Raw genomic sequence first — 16,172 nt, forward strand, 5'->3', positions numbered from 1 at the left:
TGTCATGCCCGCGGTGTACGCGTCGAATGCGTACGCCGTTGCGTATGATGCTAGACCCGTTCGGTAACCGTTAGTCGCATGCGAGACATGCGGCTTCAGACATGCGGTTCCACCTATCCGTCAGCTCTGCCCATGCTCGCTGTTGTAGAACTCATTGAGCAGTCTCCCGTCGCCGTTGAACTATCACTCAGGGATGCTTCGCCAGACAGATCCTCTGACAAGGGGAGCTGCCCGGCGAACAACACCTATTGACGGCAGCCTTCAGCCGATGATCGCGATCGGGGCGGTCAGGTCCACGCCTGAGCCGTCGCGACGCATGTCGGGCTTGGGCAGTTCGACGGGGGAGCCTGACTCGGAAGAGGCATGCAGCGGGTAGAGACCCACCCATGCGAGAATCAGCGTGTTCTGACCCTTGAGGAAGCGCTGCGAGCGCACGCCGCCCGTCGCACGGCCCTTGGTCGGGTACATCTCCAGCGGGGTCACCTTCGCCGAGCCGTTCTCGGTGCCGGGCAGCGCGTCCGCGTCACCGGCCACGGTGAGCACCACCGCACCCGAGGCGGCGGTCAGACCGTTCTCGCCCTCCTCATACGTCCACGCGACCTTGCCGGCGGGAACCACGTTGAACGCGGCCACATGCGCGCCCTCGGCCAGACGGATGCCGGCCATGCCTCCGGCCGTACGACCCTGCGGACGCACGTTGCCGGCCTCGAAGGTGAGCAGCGAGGAATCGGAGGAGACGAACACCAGACGATCCTCGTCCGCGGCCGGGGCCGCGAGCAGCACCTCGTCGCCGTCCTTGAGATCGATGACCGGCCACGAATCCATCGTCGTCGGCGCCTCGCGGTTCCAGCGCTTGATCACGCCGCCGCGCGTGCCGAGCGCCAGAGGAGGCAGTTCACCGCCCTCCTCGTGAGGCGTCATCGCGATCGCCGAAACCACGTGCTCGCCGTCGATCGGATCGGTCGACTCGGTCATGCCGATCAGCTCGTCGGCCTTCACGCCTCCCGTCACGCTCAGCGTCTGCGATGGCGGCAACGCCGGCAGGTCGGCCACGTGGGCGAGCACCAGACGTCCGGCGGAGGTGATCAGCGCATAGGTGGCACGGGTCGACGTGGTGAAGATCGTCGTGATCTGGTCGTCGCTCACCCGCTTGTCGGACACCGAACGCGACTCGTACACGTCCATCGCGGACGGCGTGGCCCGCGCGATCAGACCGGTGGCGCTCATCATCACCACGCATGGCTCGTCCTCGATCTGCAGCGCTGCCGCGGCGGCCTCGGTCTCGCCGGCCTTCATGGCCGCGTTCGCGGCGGCGACATCGGCCTGCACGGATGTCAGACTCGTCGCCGCCTGCGCCGCCTCCAACGCGGCACGGGCCAGACCGGAGTCATCGCCCTTGGCGACCACTGGCACCAGAGAGCCGTCGGGTCCCTCGTCGAGCAGTACGGTACGGCGCGGCGTCCCATACTGCGTGACCGTCTGGTCCATCTCGTCGACGACCACGCGATCCAGCTCCTCGGCGGAGGCGAGGATGCGCTCCAGCTCCTCGATCCGCTGCTTGAGATCGTCGCGCTCCGCCTCCAGCTCGATGCGGCTCATACGCGTCAGACGACGCAGACGCAGATCCAGAATGTACTGGGCCTGCACCTCGTCCAGATCGAACACGGCCATGAGCCGGTTCTTCGCCGCATCGGCGTCGTCGGAGGAGCGGATCACCTGGATGACCTCGTCGATGTCCACCATCGCGAGCAGCAGTCCCTCGACCAGGTGCAGACGCTCCAGCGCCTTCCTGCGGCGGAACTCGCCGCGTCGGCGCACCACCACGCGGCGATGCTCCACCCACACCTGAAGCAGTTCCTTCAGCCCCATCGTGTGCGGGCGGCCATCGACCAGCGCCACGTTGTTGATGGTGAAGTTGTCCTGCAGCGGCGTGTGACGGAACAGCTGCGCGAGCACCGCATCCGGGTCGTAGCCGGTCTTGATCTCGATGACGATACGCGTGCCGTTGTGACGGTCGGTCAGATCGATGGCGCCGGTGATGCCCTCCAGCTTGCGTGACTTCACGCCTTCGGAGATGCGTTCCAGCACGCGCTCGGGGCCAACCATGAACGGCAGCTCCGTGACCACGATGGCCTTCTTGCGCGCCGTCACGTTCTCGATATGCGTCTTCGAACGCGTGGTGAGCGTGCCACGGCCCGTCTCGTACGCCTCGCGGATGCCGTCGCGTCCGATCACGATGCCGCCGCCCGGCCAATCCGGGCCCGGCACGTAGCGCATCAGCTCCTCCAGCGTGGCGTCCGGATGAGCCATCAGATGCTTGGCGGCGGCCACCACCTCGCCCAGATTATGCGTGGCCATGTTCGTGGCCATGCCCACGGCGATGCCCGATCCGCCGTTGACCAGCAGGTTCGGAATGGCCGACGGCAGTACGGTCGGCTCCTTGAGCTTGTTGTCGTAGTTCGGCGTGAAATCGACCGTATCCTCGTCTATGTCCGCATTCATCGCGAGAGCCGCGGGCCCGAGTCTCGCCTCGGTGTAACGGGAGGCGGCCGGCCCGTCGTCGAGCGAACCGAAGTTGCCGTGGCCGTCGACCAGCGGAAGCCGCATCGCGAACGGCTGCGCGAGACGGACCATCGCCTCGTAGATCGCCGAATCGCCATGCGGGTGCAGCTTACCCATCACCTCGCCGACCACGCGCGCCGACTTCATGTATGGACGGTCCGGCGTGAGGTTCATCTGTCCCATCTGATAGATGATGCGGCGCTGCACCGGCTTGAGACCGTCCCTGGCATCCGGAAGCGCACGCGCATAGATCACCGAATACGCGTACTCGAGGAACGACTTGCTCATCTCCTCGTTCAACGGCGTCTCGACGATATGCTCCTTGACCGTGCGAGGATCATATGCCGAAGTGGTGTTCCTACGATGCGATGCCATATGTGCGGACTCCTTGGAAAAACAAACCCGCACCATAATAACAGCAGGAAGATGACGAACGGCGATTACACTGAAACCCTATGAGTGTGGATGTGCCGCAGATGAGCGAACTGCTGCGATTGACCCCGACCGCAGGATACGGCGACTGGACGCCGCAGGAACCAGGGGAGGACACGAACGTCGCCACGGACCGGCGTGGTGGCGCGCTGCATCTGTCCGCCGTGCTGCCGGCTCTGTCTTCGGCGATCGGACATCCGGTTCCGACGCGCGTGCACGCCGATCCGGCGGTGTTGCAGCATGCGCTCGGACTGCCTGACGCGACCTCCGCGATCGTCGTGCTCGTCGACGGACTCGGCTACTGGAATCTCAACATGAGGCTCGGCCACGCCCCCTACCTGCGTTCGCTGATGAAGGAGCACGCCAACCAGCGTCCGATCTCCACCTGCGCGCCCAGCACCACCGTGGCCGCGATGGCCACGTTCGGTACCGGCACCTGCCCGGGGCTGACCGGCATGGCCGGATACACGCAGCTCGAACCGGAAAGCGGAAGGATCATCCAGCTGATCCAGTTCAAGGATCCGCTGCTGCCCAAGGCGGAGAGCGAGAAGACCGGTCCCGTCATCGACCCACATGATCTGCAGCGCGAACCCACCGTCTTCGAGCGCCTCGCTGCCGAGCATGTGCGCGTCACCAGCTCGGGACTGGCCAAGTTCAAGGGCTCCCCGCTGACCGAGGCTGCCCTGCGCGGCTCCGATTACATAGCCGGCGTCACGCCGAACGACCGTGTGCGCGCGGCCGCGAAGGCGGCGCGCACGCCTGGCCTGACCTACCTGTACATCCGCGACGCCGACAAGGTCGGGCACGCCGACGGCTGGGACTCCGAGCAGTGGGTGGGCACGTTCGAACGCATCGACGCGCAGCTGGCGCTGCTGCGACGCGAGGCGCCGAAGGGAACGCTCATCGTCGTGGTCGCCGATCACGGCATGGTGGCCACCGATCCTGCCGAACGCATCGATATCGCAGCTGAACCGGCGTTGTCACAGGGCGTCGCATTGGTGGGAGGGGAGCCTCGCGCGCTCATGCTGTATGCCGAACGCGACGAGTCGCCGGAGGACATCGCCGCACGGTGGCGCGAACGGCTGGGGGAGCGGGCGTTGGTGCGCACGAGACGTCAGGCCATCGACGACGGACTGTTCGGGCCGGTGGAGCCCCGTATCGAACGGATGCTCGGCGACGTCATCGTGCAGGCGGCCGGCGCCGTCACACTGGTTGATTCGCGCATCCAATCCGACAAGGCCACGCGTCTGCCCAGCGTGCATGGTTCGCAGACCATGCTGGAGATGGACATCCCCTGTCTGATCGACGTGGCATAGACGTCACTCTCCGAACAGGATCTGATCCCAGCTCGGGATCGCGGAGCGTCTCGTACGATGCTTGCGTGCCGGCTGCCCGTTTTCGTCCGAACCGGCGGAGGAGTCGGCGTCCGTTCCCGATGCCGCGGGGACTCGGCTGAGATCGGCTTCGGTGGGATCGGGAACAGGCGGCAGATCCCCGACCGCACCGTCGGCGGCCGGGGCGGCGGATGGGGCCTTGACGGAGATGACGGGAATGTCGCCCATTGTGGCAGGCTGCGGCGTCTGCGCGGTCCCGTGTCCGGAATGAGGGTCACTCGGATCCGCATTGCCCGCGTCGCCTGCATCCCCGGTGCCCGAAGCAGCATCCGTGGACTCCGCCGTACCCGTGCCGGTGTCCACTGCCGTGGGAACGTCGACGTCGTCGGACATTCCGGCCGCGGAGGTCATGTTTTCGGCGATGATCGGCGTCAGATCCGGACGGCGTCCGTCCACGTCGCCAAGTCCGAGGTTCTGCTCGCCGAGCAGCTTCTTCGCCGCAGGATTGAGACATACCACGGTGTTGTCGTGCATGTCCCACGTCCATTCGGCACGCACCTTGCGTCCGGAGGCGAGGAACGTCGCCGAGATGTGCCAGGGCTCGTGGCCGCGGCGGGTGGCCTGCCACGCGAGCGTACCGCGGTCGACGCGTGCGAGCGAGAGCGTCATGTAGATGAGGTCCTCCACCGTGCGCACGCGGCTCTCCTTGGGTGCGGGCACGCGCTTGAACTGCTCGATCGCGTACTGCTTCTCCATCTGCACCGATGCGGAGAAACGACGGACCAGAGCCTGATCGAGACCATAGCGTTCCGCTACCTGGGACGGATCCGCACCGGCGCGGATAAGCTGCTGGATCTTGGAGATCGGCAGGGCGTCGTTCGCCCTCGGCTGGCGTAGCTTGCGTGATTCCATGCGGATCTGCTTCGCCGCGAGAACCGCACGCTCCAACGCATCGTCCACCGTGACGACGAAACGCTCGCCCCCCGCCTCGAAGACCAGGTCGCCGGCATCGGAAACATGGTCGAGACGAGCCCCTCTCGGCGAATCCTCAGTCATGCGCGCACCACTTTCTGTAAAACTTGGGTCACTTCTTCAAGTATGCCCCACGTGTCGAACTTTACGAGTATTTCAAATCGTGTATCCTATGCCGAGTAAACACAGCTGGTCATAATAGTCCGCGCCCACGCGCGCGACGCACAGACGAAAGGATCGCGATGGCTCAGGATTATGATTCCCCCCGTAACAAGGACGAGGACGAGGAATCGCTGCAGGCTCTGGGGAAGAGCTCTCAGAACTCTTCGAGCGACATCGACGACGACGAGAACGCCATTGCCGAGGACTACGAGCTGCCGGGTGCCGACCTGAGCAACGAGGACTCCTCCGTGACGGTCATCCCGATGCAGGGTGACGAGTTCATCTGCTCCGAGTGCTTCCTGGTCAAGCATCGCAGCCAGCTCGCCTACATGACGGATGACGGCCAGCCCGTATGCCAGGAGTGCGCCGCCTGATATGACGTTCGATCCCGCATACAATGAGCCGGAGAACACCGAGGTTCTCGTCAAGCCGGTCGATCCGGATCAGCCGGCCGAACTCGCCGCGCTCGGCTACGCGCATGCCGGTGACGCCGGCGCCGATCTGAGGGCCGCGGAGTCGTTCGATCTCAAGCCCTTCGAGCGCGCTCTGGTACCCACCGGCGTCGCCATCGCCCTGCCGAACGGATACGTGGGTCTGGTCCATCCGAGAAGCGGTCTGGCGGTCAAGCAGGGCGTCACTGTGCTCAATGCGCCCGGCACCATCGATGCCGGATATCGCGGCGAGATCAAGGTGCCGCTCATCAATCTGGATCCCGAGCGCACCGCGCATTTCGAAGTGGGGGATCGCATCGCCCAGTTGGTCATCCAGCGGTATGTGGAGGCGAGATTCGTTCCCGCGCGGAGCCTTCCCGGTTCCGACAGGGCTGAACGTGGATTCGGCTCCACGGGTGTGGCCTGAGTCGCGTTAGGATAGAGAGCCAGAGAGCACGAACCGAGGGAGGTGGCCATGGCAGGCGATGACATGGAGTTTGATTCCGCACGCAAGCTGGGTTGCGAGGTCAGTACGGATCCGATCAACCCGTTGCTGCCGATCATGCAGGCATGCCGTGTCCACCACCCCGGTGAGGATCTGACCATTCTCGAACGCGCCTACCGTCGCGCGGTCATCCAGCATTCCGCCCAACGGCGCAAGTCCGGCGAGCCGTACATCATCCATCCGCTCGCAGTCGCCCAGATCCTCGCCGATCTTGGCATGGGTCCGTTGGTCGTCGCCGCGGGTCTCCTGCACGACACTGTGGAGGACACCGATTACACGCTCGACCAGTGCCGCTCCGAATTCGGTGACACCGTCACAGGTCTCGTCGATGGCGTCACCAAGCTGTCCAAGATGGAGTACGGCGACTCCGCGCAGGCCGAGACCATCCGCAAGATGGTCGTGGCGATGAGCCGTGATGTGCGCGTGCTGGTCGTCAAGCTCGCCGACCGCGTGCACAACGCCCGCACCTGGCGGTATGTGAAGACCTCCAGCGCCGTCAAGAAGGCGCATGAGACCCTCGATGTGTATGCGCCGCTCGCCAATCGCCTCGGCATGAACGCCATCAAGACCGAGCTCGAGGAGCTGAGCTTCAAGGTCATCTACCCGAAGATCTACAACGAGATCGTCGTGCTCGTAGCTCGTCGCGCAGGGCAGCGCGACGTGTACCTCAAGCAGATCCTGGCCGAGATCCACGAGGATCTCGACGCCCAGCACATCAAGGCGTACGTGACCGGACGCCCGAAGGACTACTTCTCCATCTACCAGAAGATGATCGTGCGCGGCCACGATTTCGCCAACATCTACGATCTGGTGGGCGTGCGCATCATCGTCGATTCGATTCAGGACTGCTATGCGGCGCTTGGTGCCGTGCATGCGCGGTGGAACCCGGTTCCCGGCCGGTTCAAGGACTACATCGCGATGCCGAAGCTCAACATGTACCAATCGCTGCACACCACGGTGGTGGGCCCCGGCGGCAAACCCGTCGAGATCCAGATCCGCACGTGGGACATGCATCGTAGGGCCGAGTTCGGCATCGCCGCGCACTGGAAGTACAAGGAGAACGGGCAGGCAGGACGCGCGTTGAGCTCGCCGGACAAGTCCGACCGCAAGCGCGAGGGCTCCGAGAGCCAGGAGCTGAGCGAGGCCGACAACCTCAAGTGGATCCAGCAGCTCGCCGACTGGACCTCCGAGACGCCCGACTCCAACGAGTTCCTGGGATCCCTGAAGGAGGATCTCGGTTCGGCCGAGGTGTATGTGTTCACGCCGAAGGGCAAGATCATCTCCCTGCCGGCCGCGGCCACGCCGATCGACTTCGCGTACGCCGTGCACACCGAGGTCGGCCATCGTACGATGGGTGCACGCGTCAACGGCCGTCTCGTGCCGCTCGACACGAAGCTCGAGAACGGCGACACCGTCGAGATCCTCACCTCGAAGTCAGACACCGCAGGTCCCTCGCGCGATTGGCTGAGCTTCGCCAAAAGCCCGAAGGCACGCAACAAGATCCGCCAGTGGTTCTCCAAGGAGCGTCGCACCGAGGCCATCGAGGAGGGGCGTGACGAGCTGACGCGCGCCATGCGCAAGCGCAGCCTGCCGATCAACACGCTCATGACCCCGGAGGCGCTGGTCGGCGTCGCCGACGAGCTCAACTTCCCGAACGCGGACGGTCTGTTCGCCGCGATCGGCGATGGCCAGATCTCCACGCAGAACGTCATCTCCCATCTGGTCAAGGATGCGGGCGCCGACGAGGTCGACGAGGAGATCGAGCAGGAGGCACTGCCACTCAAGCCGGTGGAGAGCCGCCAGAAGACCACCAGCTCGTCGGGCGTGTCCGTCAAGGGCGTGGGCGATGTGTGGGTCAAGCTGGCCCGGTGCTGCATGCCGGTGCCCGGTGACAAGATCATCGGCTTCATCACACGCAATCAGGGCGTGTCCGTGCATCGCACCGACTGCCAGAACATGATCGATCTTGAGAAGCGACAGTCCGAACGCGTCGTCGAGGTGGAGTGGACCAGCACCAAGGGCGTGTTCATGGTCAAGATCCAGGTGGAGGCGCTGGACCGGCGCAACCTGCTCTCCGACGTGACGCGCGTGCTCTCCGATCATGGCGTCAACATCATCTCCGGTTCGATCTCCACCGGCTCCGATCGTGTGGCCACCAGCCAGTTCAGCTTCGAGATGGCCGATCCGCAGCATCTCAACACGCTGCTCGCGGCCGTGCGCAAGATCGACGGCGTCTTCGACGTCTACCGCATCACCGGCGCGAAGGACTCCGCCGAACCTCGTCTGCGCCGGATGAAGTAGAGCAGATCACAGGTCGTAATATCGAACGCCCCCCTGATCCTTGAGCGGATCAGGGGGGCGTTCCCATGTTGCGTCTGGTGGTGAGGCGAACCGTCACTCGGCCACGTCGACGGACAGGATCACGGCCGGTTCGGTCGGACGGTCCATCGGATCGGTCGGCAGCGCCTCGAGCCTGTCGACCACGGCCTTCGAGTCATCGTCCGCGACCTCGCCGAAGATCGTGTGATGGCCGTCGAGCCACGGGGTCGGCACGGTGGTGATGAAGAACTGCGAGCCGTTGGTGCCGTGGACCTTGCCGTCCATGCCGCGGCGCAGACCGGCGTTCGCCATGGCCAGCAGGTACGGGCGGTCGAACTTCAGCGACGGGTCGATCTCGTCGTCGAAGTCGTAGCCGGGACCACCGGTGCCGTTGCCCAGCGGGCAGCCGCCCTGGATCATGAAGTCCTTGATGATGCGGTGGAAGGTCAGCCCGTTGTAGAACTTCTCGTGGGAGGGCTGGCCGGTGTACGGATCCGTCCACTCCTTGTCGCCGGTGGCGAGGCCGAGGAAGTTCTTGACCGTCTCCGGCGCCTTGTCGTCGAACAGGTTGATCGTGATGTCACCTTCGGAGGTGTGCATGATGATAGTGCTCATAACGCCCCAGTCTAACGTACTCGACAGCGTGTCAGCGCGCATGGTGGTCGATGCGCTGCGCGATCCAGTCGCCGAGCGACTGGATGACCTGCACGAGCACGACGGACAGGATCACGGCCACGAGCATCACGTCGTACTGGTAGCGCTGGTATCCGTAGCGGATCGCGATGTCGCCCAGACCGCCCGCGCCGACGGTGCCGGCCATGGCCGAGTAGCCGAACAGGTTGATGAACGTGATGGCCGCGCCGCGCACCAGCGAGGGCAGGCTCTCGAAGAGCAGCACCTTGGTGACGATCTGCCAGTTGTTCGCGCCGAAGCTCTGCGCCGCCTCGATGAGGCCGCCGTCCACGTCCGCGAGGGACTGTTCGACGACGCGCGCCACGAACGGGGCCGCGGAGATGACCAGCGGCACCATCGCGCCTTCGACGCCGAGCGACGTGCCGACGATCAGACGGGTGAACGGGATGATCGCCACCAGAAGGATGATGAATGGGATCGAACGTCCGATGTTCACGATCCAGCCGAGCACCGTGTTGAGCGCACGGTGTGGCCAGAGCGACTTCGGTCCCGTGATGGTCAGCAGCACGCCGAGCGGGATGCCGAGCACGTAGGCGAGCAGCGTCGACACGGCGGTCATGACGAGCGTGTCGCGCGTACCCTCGAGCAGCAGTTCGCCGTAGTCGGCGATGAATTGCGAAACGACCTGTCCCATGGTCAGCGATCCTCCCTCGTGCCGGCATCCTCGGCGTCGTCTTCGGTGTTGTTCCCGGCCTCATGCTGTTCATCGCGGCCGTTCTGCTCGTTCGCACTGGCGATCAGCGTCCTGAGGATGTCGCTCTTCGGGTGTGCGAACAGCTCCGCGGTCTCGCCGACCTCGACGATGTTGCCGCCGTCGATCATTGCCACGCGGTCGCAGATGTTGCGTGCCACGGACAGCGAGTGGGTGATGATCACCAGCGTCACGCCGAGCTCGCGGTTGATGCGGCGCAGCAGGTCGAGGATCTGCACGGTCGTCGTTGAATCGAGGGCGCTCGTCGCCTCGTCGCACAGCATGATCTTCGGTTCGTTCGCCAGCGCGCGGGCGATGGCGACGCGCTGCTGCTGACCGCCGGACAGCTGGCTGGGGTAGCGGTCCTCGAACCCCTCGAGACCGACCAGACGCAGTAGCCGGCGTCCGCGTTCGATGCGCTGCGCCTTCGGACGGTGCGCGAGCTCCAGCGGGAAGGTCACGTTGCGAAGCACGGTGCGCTGCTGGAACAGGTTGAAGTCCTGGAAGATCATGCCGATCTTCGTGCGCAGCTCGGCCAATTCGTGGCCGGAGACGTGCGAGACGTCCCTGCCGTCGATGATCACCTTGCCTTCGGTGGGGCGCTCCAGCAGGTTGATCGTGCGCACCAGCGTCGACTTGCCGGCGCCGGAGGAGCCGAGGAAACCGAACACCTCGCCGTCCTCGATGGTCAGGTTGATGTCGTGCAGCACCTCGTGCGCATCGGCGCCGGTGCCATAGCTTTTCTTCAGATGGTCGAATTGGATCATGGGTAGTCCTTGTCGTGGGGGAGACGCGGCGATGCCGCACGAGACGGGGCCGATGGGTCCCGTGCCGTGCGGCATCGTATCAAATGGGCGTCCGAACGATCCGATCAGAAGACCGGAACCACGGCTCCCTTGTAGTTGTCGTTGATGTAGTCGCGCACCGCGTCGGAGTTCAGGGCCTTCTTGAGCTCCTTGGTCTTGGCGGTGTTCTCGTTGCCCTCCTTGACCACGAGGATGTTCGCATAGGTCTTCGCGGCCAGACCGTCGGCCTTCTCGAGCTCAAGCGCGTCCTTGGTCACATCGAAGCCGGCCTGGATCGCGTAGTTGCCGTTCAGCGCGGCGATGTCGACGTCCTTGATGACGGTCGGCACCACGGCGGCCTCGAGCTCCTTGAACTGCAGGTTCTTCGGGTTGGAGGTGATGTCCTTCGGCGTGGAGTTGATGTCCTCGGGGTTCTTGAGCTCGATCAGCCCTGCGTCCTGCAGCAGCAGGAGGGCGCGGGCCTCGTTGGTGGCGTCGTTCGGCACGGCGACGGTCGCGCCGTCGGCCAGCGCGTCAAGGGACTTGGTCTTGCCCGGGTACAGGCCGAACGGCTCGAAGTGCACGGTCTCGACGGACACGAGGTGGGTGCCCTTCTCCTTGTTGAAGTTGTCCAGGTAGGGCTTGTGCTGGAAGTAGTTGGCGTCGACCTCGCCGTCCTCGGTGGCGGTGTTCGGCTGGACGTAGTCGGTGAACTCCTTGACCTCCAGCTTGTAGCCGTCCTTCTCGACGATCGGCTTGACGGCCTTGTTGAGGATCTCGGCGTGCGGGGTCGGGCTGGCGGCGATGGTGATGGTCTTGTCGTCCTCGGAGCTGGTGGCGGTGGAGGCGTTGCCGCATCCGGCCAGTCCGAACGCTGCCAGCGTGATCGCGGCGATGGCAGCCGCGGCGGTCTTCGTGAAACGCATGATTCTTCCTCTCTCGATGCGTGATGCATGTGAAGCGCATGACGAACGGCGCATGCGCCTGTGTCGATTCGTAACTATACAGACGTTGCGAGGGGAATCGTGCGGCGTGGTAATCGACGTTGGTTATAAGAGGTTATTTCGACCGTGTTTCAAAACGCTTGGGATTGCCCGAAAGATGGCGCTATCCCGCTCAGTCGAGTACGCCGAAGTGTCTGAGGGCGTTGAGCACGCCGTCGTGGTCGACGTCGTCGGTCACCCAGTCGGCCGCCTGCTTGGGCTCCTCGGTGGCGTTGCCCATCGCCACGCCGATTCCCGCGAACGCGAGCATCGTGGTGTCGTTGCCGCCGTCGCCGAAGGCCATGATCTGGTCGCGCGTCCAGCCGTAATGGTCCATGAACTTCCGAATGCCCACCGGCTTGCCGCCGTCGGCCGGAATGAGGTCGACGAAGTCGGGATGCCAGCGCACGCCCTGCACGTTGCGGCACCGGGAGACGATCTCGGCCTGCTCGTCGGGACCGATGTACGGGCTGATCTGGAACGTCTCGTGCGTCAGCGGCCGCGTATGCGGGTCGTCGATGAACACCTTCGGCGCGGTCCGGCCCAGCTGGCGCCAGGTGGCGCGCATCGTCTCGGTCACCTGATTGAAGTACACGTAGTCGGATTCGCAGTAGTTCGCGACGACGTCCGGATGGGCGTCAAGCCATGCGGTGATCGCGGCGACGTCGTCGGCTTCGAGCGGCTCCTTGGCGAGGAACCCGTCGTCGTCGCAGCAGTACTGTCCGTTGAGGCCGACGATGCCGTCGAATCTGATCGGGATCATGTCGAGCACGACGGTCATGTGGCTCGGCGCCCGGCCCGAGCAGATGAACACCTTGATCCCCTTGGCCTGCAGACGGCGCAGCGACTCGATGGTCGAATCCGGGACGATATGCGTGACGAAACTCGTCAGCGTTCCGTCGATGTCGAAGAACACGCCCCTGATGTCGCTGCCTGCAGTCGTCACGATGAAACCTCCCGTCGATCATCTTCCAGTGTACAGGAGCGCAAGGGAGTATTTTGGGAGGCATGACCGAGCATATCGAGTTGGATCCAAGTCTCATCGCAATCCGCCACTACCTGCATGCGCACCCCGAGCGCAGCTTCAAGGAGTTCGACACCAGCATCTATCTGGCCGACCAGTTGCGCGAGCACGGCGTGGAGATCCTCGACAACCCCCTGCCCACCGGAGTCGTCGGGCTGATCCGCGGCGAAGGGGGTCCGGGGCCGCGCGTCGCGCTGCGCGCGGACATCGACGGCCTGCCCATCGTCGAGAACACCGGCCTCGACTTCGCATCCGTCAACAAGGGCGTCATGCACGGCTGCGGCCACGACCTGCACATGACCGGCCTGCTGGGCGCGGCCTTCTGGCTCGCCGCGCACCGGGACCGGTTCGCCGGATCCATCAAGATCCTCTTCCAGCCGAGCGAGGAGACTGGCCAAGGGGCCCAGGCGATGATGGACGCCGGCCTGCTCGACGACGTGGACGCGGTCATCGGCACGCACAACAACCCCAACTACGCGCCCGGCCGGATCGCCGTCGGCACGGAGCCGATGATGGCGGGCTGCGTGCGCTTCCAGGTCACGCTGCACGCCGAAGGCACGCACGCCGGCTATCCGCACAAGGGCACCGGTCCGATCGAGGCGATGGCGAGCATGATCCTCGAACTGCAGACCATCGTCAGCCGCAACATCTCCGCTCTGGACCCGCTGGTGTTCTCCATCACCGAGGTGCACGGCGGACGCGTGTGGAACGTCGTGCCCGCGGAGGCCGGATTCCAGGGCACCGTGCGCTACTTCCACAAGGAGGACAGTCTGCTCGCCGAACGCCGGTTCCGCTCCATCGTGGGGCACACCGCCGAGGCGTTCGACATCACCGCCGACGTGGAGTGGGACGACTTCCAGGATCCGGTCGTCTCCGACGCGGCGCTGGCGCTGCCGGTCGCCGGGGACGTGCACGACTACGCCTCGCTCGAGCCGATCCGTCCATCAATGGCGGGGGAGGACTTCTGCGAGTTCGCCAAGACGACCCGTTGCGTGTTTGCGTTCATCGGCTCCAACGGCGAACCCGGATGCGCCGACTGGCACAGCCCCCGCTTCGTGGGACTGGACGAGTCCCTGCCCACGTTCGTGAACTTCTACGTCAACGCCGCGCTGCGCGTCGGACGGGAACTTGCCTGAGAGGCCCTAGGATAGGTGACATGACCCAGATTCGTTTTGCACTCGCCCAGATCGACACCTGCGTCGGCGCGCTCGACGCCAACGCGGACAAGGTGCTCGACTACTCCCGCAGGGCCGCCGAAGGCCATGCAGACGTCGTCGTCTTCCCGGAGATGACGCTGACCGGATACCCGATCGAGGATCTGGCCCTCCGCCGCACGTTCCGCCAGGCCGCATGGGACAAGGCCGACGAACTCGCCGACCGTCTCAAGAGGGACGATCTCGGCGACCTGTACGTCGTGGTCGGCACGGTCGGCACCGACCACGCCACCGACAAGCCGTACAACCGTCTCGTGGTCCTGCATGACGGCGTGGTGTGGGCCGGCTACGACAAGCACTTCCTGCCCAACTACGGCGTCTTCGACGAGTTCCGCATCTTCAAGGCCGGCGATCGCTCAGTCGTCCTCGACGTCGACGGCGCCCGACTGGGCGTGGCGATCTGCGAGGACATCTGGCAGGACGGCGGCCCGGTCTCCGAACTGGCCGGCCGTGACATCGACGCGCTCGTCACCATCAACGGATCCCCGTACGAGGAGGGCAAGACCGACGTCCGACTCGACCTCGCGCACCGCCGCGCCGCCGAGGTCGATGCGCCGCTCGTCTACCTGAACCAGGTCGGCGGTCAGGACGATCTCGTCTTCGACGGCGGCAGCTTCGTCATGGACGCCGACGGCACGCTGCTCGCCCAGGCCCCGATGTTCATGGAGGACCTGTCCTACTGGACGCTCGACACCGACACGGTCCATCAGGCGAAGGGGACGATCGCGCCCCCGCTCGACCCGGACGAGGAGGTGTACACCGCCTGCGTGCTCGGGCTCAAGGACTACATGGCCAAGAACCGCTTCACCGGGGTCACGCTCGGCCTGTCCGGAGGCATCGACTCCGCGCTCGTCGCCGCGATGGCGGCCGACGCGGTGGGCGGCGAGAACGTGCACGGCATCTCCATGCCCTCCATGTATTCGTCCGACGGATCCAAGGACGACGCCGCCGACCTCGCCGCCAACATCGGCGCCCACTACGACGTCCAGCCCATCGAACCGCTGTTCGACGCCTACCAGCGGCAGCTGCATCTGGAGGGGGTGTCCGCAGAGAACCTGCAGGCCCGCATCCGAGGCGTCATCGTCATGGCGTACTCCAACTCGAAGGGGCTGCTCGCCGTGGCCACCGGCAACAAATCCGAACTCGCCTGCGGCTACTCGACGATCTACGGCGATGCGGTCGGAGGCTACGCGCCGATCAAGGACCTGCTTAAGACGCGCGTGTGGGAGCTTGCGCGCTGGCGCAACCGCGCCGCCGCCGCGGGCCTCGGCATCGGAGGTCTCAAGATCGTGGGCAATGAGGGCGGCGACCCCGGAAAGCCCCTGAAGAGCGGGGTGATGATTCCCGTCTCGTCCATCGAGAAGGCGCCGAGCGCCGAACTGCGCCCCGGACAGAAGGACTCCGATTCGCTGCCCGAATACGCGCTGCTGGACAAGGTCCTCGCCGCGTACATCGAGCACGCGCACGGACGGGCCGACCTGCTCGCCGACGGCTTCGACGAGCGGACCGTGGATACGGTGATGCGTCTGGTGGACCGCGCCGAATGGAAGCGCCGCCAGTACCCGCTCGGCCCCAAGGTCACGGCGCTCGCGTTCGGCCGCGACCGTCGCCTGCCGATCACCAACGCGTTCCGCGAATAGTTGCGCGAAGAAGGAGTATGGCATCATGTCCGATCAGGGCAAACAGTGGTATTTCAACAGCCGCACGGGGGAGCCGGAGCTGGGGCCCCAGTCGCCGATAGAGCAGCGCATGGGGCCGTACAGGTCCCGTGAGGACGCCCTCAACGCGTGGAAGATCTTCCAGGATCGCGAGACCATCTGGAAGGAGCAGGACCGTCAGTGGAACCGCCAGTGGAACGGTCCGCAGGACGACGGTCAGGCCGACGACTGACCCCGTCCCGACCATTCGCATCATGGGCCGGCTCCCCTTATCTGGGGGCCGGCCCGATTTCACTCTTGGTGTGAGCGATCACTGTGAACGATAACGGAATGTGAGATAGCTCACGCGTATTTTGCGTTAACTCCCAGTGACCAACGGCTAGACTATGGAAGTAACGACGACAACG

Annotated in this window: 14 protein-coding genes; 7 read left to right on the forward strand and 7 right to left on the reverse strand. The window is 65.0% G+C overall.

The features are described from left to right. Positions 1–261: 261 nt before the first annotated feature. A complete protein-coding gene (locus BCAL_RS08530; protein WP_043163864.1) occupies positions 262–2,937 on the reverse strand; it encodes a DNA gyrase/topoisomerase IV subunit A in 2,676 nt (891 codons plus the stop codon). 80 nt (positions 2,938–3,017) lie between these two features. Here BCAL_RS08530 and BCAL_RS08535 point away from each other — a divergent pair, with 80 nt between their 5' ends. Then, the gene (locus tag BCAL_RS08535) at positions 3,018–4,310 is read left to right on the forward strand and encodes an alkaline phosphatase family protein (protein ID WP_043163865.1); all 1,293 of its coding nucleotides are present in this window, start codon (positions 3,018–3,020) and stop codon (positions 4,308–4,310) included. Positions 4,311–4,313: 3 nt separating this feature from the next. Here the strand turns inward: BCAL_RS08535 and sepH are convergent, their stop codons facing one another. Beyond that, complete coding sequence (sepH, locus tag BCAL_RS08540) at positions 4,314–5,384, reverse strand: septation protein SepH (RefSeq protein WP_043163867.1); 1,071 nt, start codon at positions 5,382–5,384, stop codon at positions 4,314–4,316. A 158-nt stretch (positions 5,385–5,542) separates the two neighbouring features. Here sepH and BCAL_RS08545 point away from each other — a divergent pair, with 158 nt between their 5' ends. The 3 genes from BCAL_RS08545 to BCAL_RS08555 are packed head-to-tail and all read left to right on the forward strand — an operon-like array spanning position 5,543 to position 8,699. After that, positions 5,543–5,836 carry a DUF4193 domain-containing protein gene (locus tag BCAL_RS08545; RefSeq protein ID WP_043163868.1) on the forward strand — a complete coding sequence of 98 codons (294 nt, stop codon included), beginning with the start codon at positions 5,543–5,545 and terminating at the stop codon, positions 5,834–5,836. A gap of 1 nt (position 5,837) precedes the next feature. Then, on the forward strand, positions 5,838–6,320 hold the full coding sequence (gene dut, locus BCAL_RS08550; protein ID WP_043163870.1) for a dUTP diphosphatase: 483 nt from the start codon (positions 5,838–5,840) through the stop codon (positions 6,318–6,320). A 48-nt stretch (positions 6,321–6,368) separates the two neighbouring features. Beyond that, the gene (locus BCAL_RS08555; RefSeq protein WP_043163872.1) at positions 6,369–8,699 is read left to right on the forward strand and encodes a RelA/SpoT family protein; all 2,331 of its coding nucleotides are present in this window, start codon (positions 6,369–6,371) and stop codon (positions 8,697–8,699) included. 93 nt (positions 8,700–8,792) lie between these two features. On the opposite strand, the gene BCAL_RS08560 is transcribed toward BCAL_RS08555, so the two are convergent. From BCAL_RS08560 to BCAL_RS08580, 5 genes are all read right to left on the reverse strand, one after another. Next, the gene (locus BCAL_RS08560; RefSeq protein ID WP_043163874.1) at positions 8,793–9,332 is read right to left on the reverse strand and encodes a peptidylprolyl isomerase; all 540 of its coding nucleotides are present in this window, start codon (positions 9,330–9,332) and stop codon (positions 8,793–8,795) included. 31 nt (positions 9,333–9,363) lie between these two features. Further along, positions 9,364–10,044, reverse strand: coding sequence for a methionine ABC transporter permease (locus tag BCAL_RS08565; RefSeq protein WP_043163876.1), 681 nt, complete (start codon positions 10,042–10,044; stop codon positions 9,364–9,366). A 2-nt stretch (positions 10,045–10,046) separates the two neighbouring features. Next, a complete protein-coding gene (locus tag BCAL_RS08570) occupies positions 10,047–10,868 on the reverse strand; it encodes a methionine ABC transporter ATP-binding protein (protein WP_043163878.1) in 822 nt (273 codons plus the stop codon). Between the two features lie 104 nt (positions 10,869–10,972). Then, positions 10,973–11,812 (reverse strand): MetQ/NlpA family ABC transporter substrate-binding protein, encoded by an 840-nt coding sequence (locus tag BCAL_RS08575; RefSeq protein WP_043163879.1) that lies wholly within the window; start codon positions 11,810–11,812, stop codon positions 10,973–10,975. A gap of 190 nt (positions 11,813–12,002) precedes the next feature. Further along, a complete protein-coding gene (locus tag BCAL_RS08580) occupies positions 12,003–12,815 on the reverse strand; it encodes a Cof-type HAD-IIB family hydrolase (RefSeq protein WP_043163881.1) in 813 nt (270 codons plus the stop codon). Between the two features lie 62 nt (positions 12,816–12,877). On the opposite strand from BCAL_RS08580, the gene BCAL_RS08585 reads away from it, so the two are divergent. From BCAL_RS08585 to BCAL_RS08595, 3 genes are read left to right on the forward strand one after another with little or no spacing between them, the layout of a single operon-like run. Then, positions 12,878–14,029: a M20 metallopeptidase family protein gene (locus BCAL_RS08585; RefSeq protein WP_043163883.1), complete on the forward strand. Its 1,152-nt coding sequence runs from the start codon at positions 12,878–12,880 to the stop codon at positions 14,027–14,029. A 20-nt stretch (positions 14,030–14,049) separates the two neighbouring features. Then, entirely contained in the window at positions 14,050–15,747 is a 1,698-nt protein-coding gene (locus tag BCAL_RS08590) for an NAD+ synthase (protein WP_043163885.1), read from the forward strand. A 25-nt stretch (positions 15,748–15,772) separates the two neighbouring features. Further along, positions 15,773–15,997 (forward strand): hypothetical protein, encoded by a 225-nt coding sequence (locus tag BCAL_RS08595; protein WP_043163887.1) that lies wholly within the window; start codon positions 15,773–15,775, stop codon positions 15,995–15,997. The last annotated feature ends 175 nt before the right edge of the window (positions 15,998–16,172 follow it).

The sequence above is a fragment of the Bifidobacterium callitrichos DSM 23973 genome, from assembly GCF_000741175.1.
In the GTDB taxonomy this organism is placed as follows: domain Bacteria; phylum Actinomycetota; class Actinomycetes; order Actinomycetales; family Bifidobacteriaceae; genus Bifidobacterium; species Bifidobacterium callitrichos.

Coding starts and splice junctions, on each gene's coding strand:
- BCAL_RS08565 (WP_043163876.1), bottom strand. CDS start 10,044: ATGGGACAGGTCGTTTCGCAATTCATCGCCGACTACGGCGAACTGCTG.
- BCAL_RS08575 (WP_043163879.1), bottom strand. CDS start 11,812: ATGCGTTTCACGAAGACCGCCGCGGCTGCCATCGCCGCGATCACGCTG.
- sepH (WP_043163867.1), bottom strand. CDS start 5,384: ATGACTGAGGATTCGCCGAGAGGGGCTCGTCTCGACCATGTTTCCGAT.
- BCAL_RS08555 (WP_043163872.1), top strand. CDS start 6,369: ATGGCAGGCGATGACATGGAGTTTGATTCCGCACGCAAGCTGGGTTGC.
- BCAL_RS08535 (WP_043163865.1), top strand. CDS start 3,018: ATGAGTGTGGATGTGCCGCAGATGAGCGAACTGCTGCGATTGACCCCG.
- BCAL_RS08560 (WP_043163874.1), bottom strand. CDS start 9,332: ATGAGCACTATCATCATGCACACCTCCGAAGGTGACATCACGATCAAC.
- BCAL_RS08570 (WP_043163878.1), bottom strand. CDS start 10,868: ATGATCCAATTCGACCATCTGAAGAAAAGCTATGGCACCGGCGCCGAT.
- BCAL_RS08530 (WP_043163864.1), bottom strand. CDS start 2,937: ATGGCATCGCATCGTAGGAACACCACTTCGGCATATGATCCTCGCACG.
- BCAL_RS08590 (WP_043163885.1), top strand. CDS start 14,050: ATGACCCAGATTCGTTTTGCACTCGCCCAGATCGACACCTGCGTCGGC.
- dut (WP_043163870.1), top strand. CDS start 5,838: ATGACGTTCGATCCCGCATACAATGAGCCGGAGAACACCGAGGTTCTC.
- BCAL_RS08545 (WP_043163868.1), top strand. CDS start 5,543: ATGGCTCAGGATTATGATTCCCCCCGTAACAAGGACGAGGACGAGGAA.
- BCAL_RS08595 (WP_043163887.1), top strand. CDS start 15,773: ATGTCCGATCAGGGCAAACAGTGGTATTTCAACAGCCGCACGGGGGAG.
- BCAL_RS08585 (WP_043163883.1), top strand. CDS start 12,878: ATGACCGAGCATATCGAGTTGGATCCAAGTCTCATCGCAATCCGCCAC.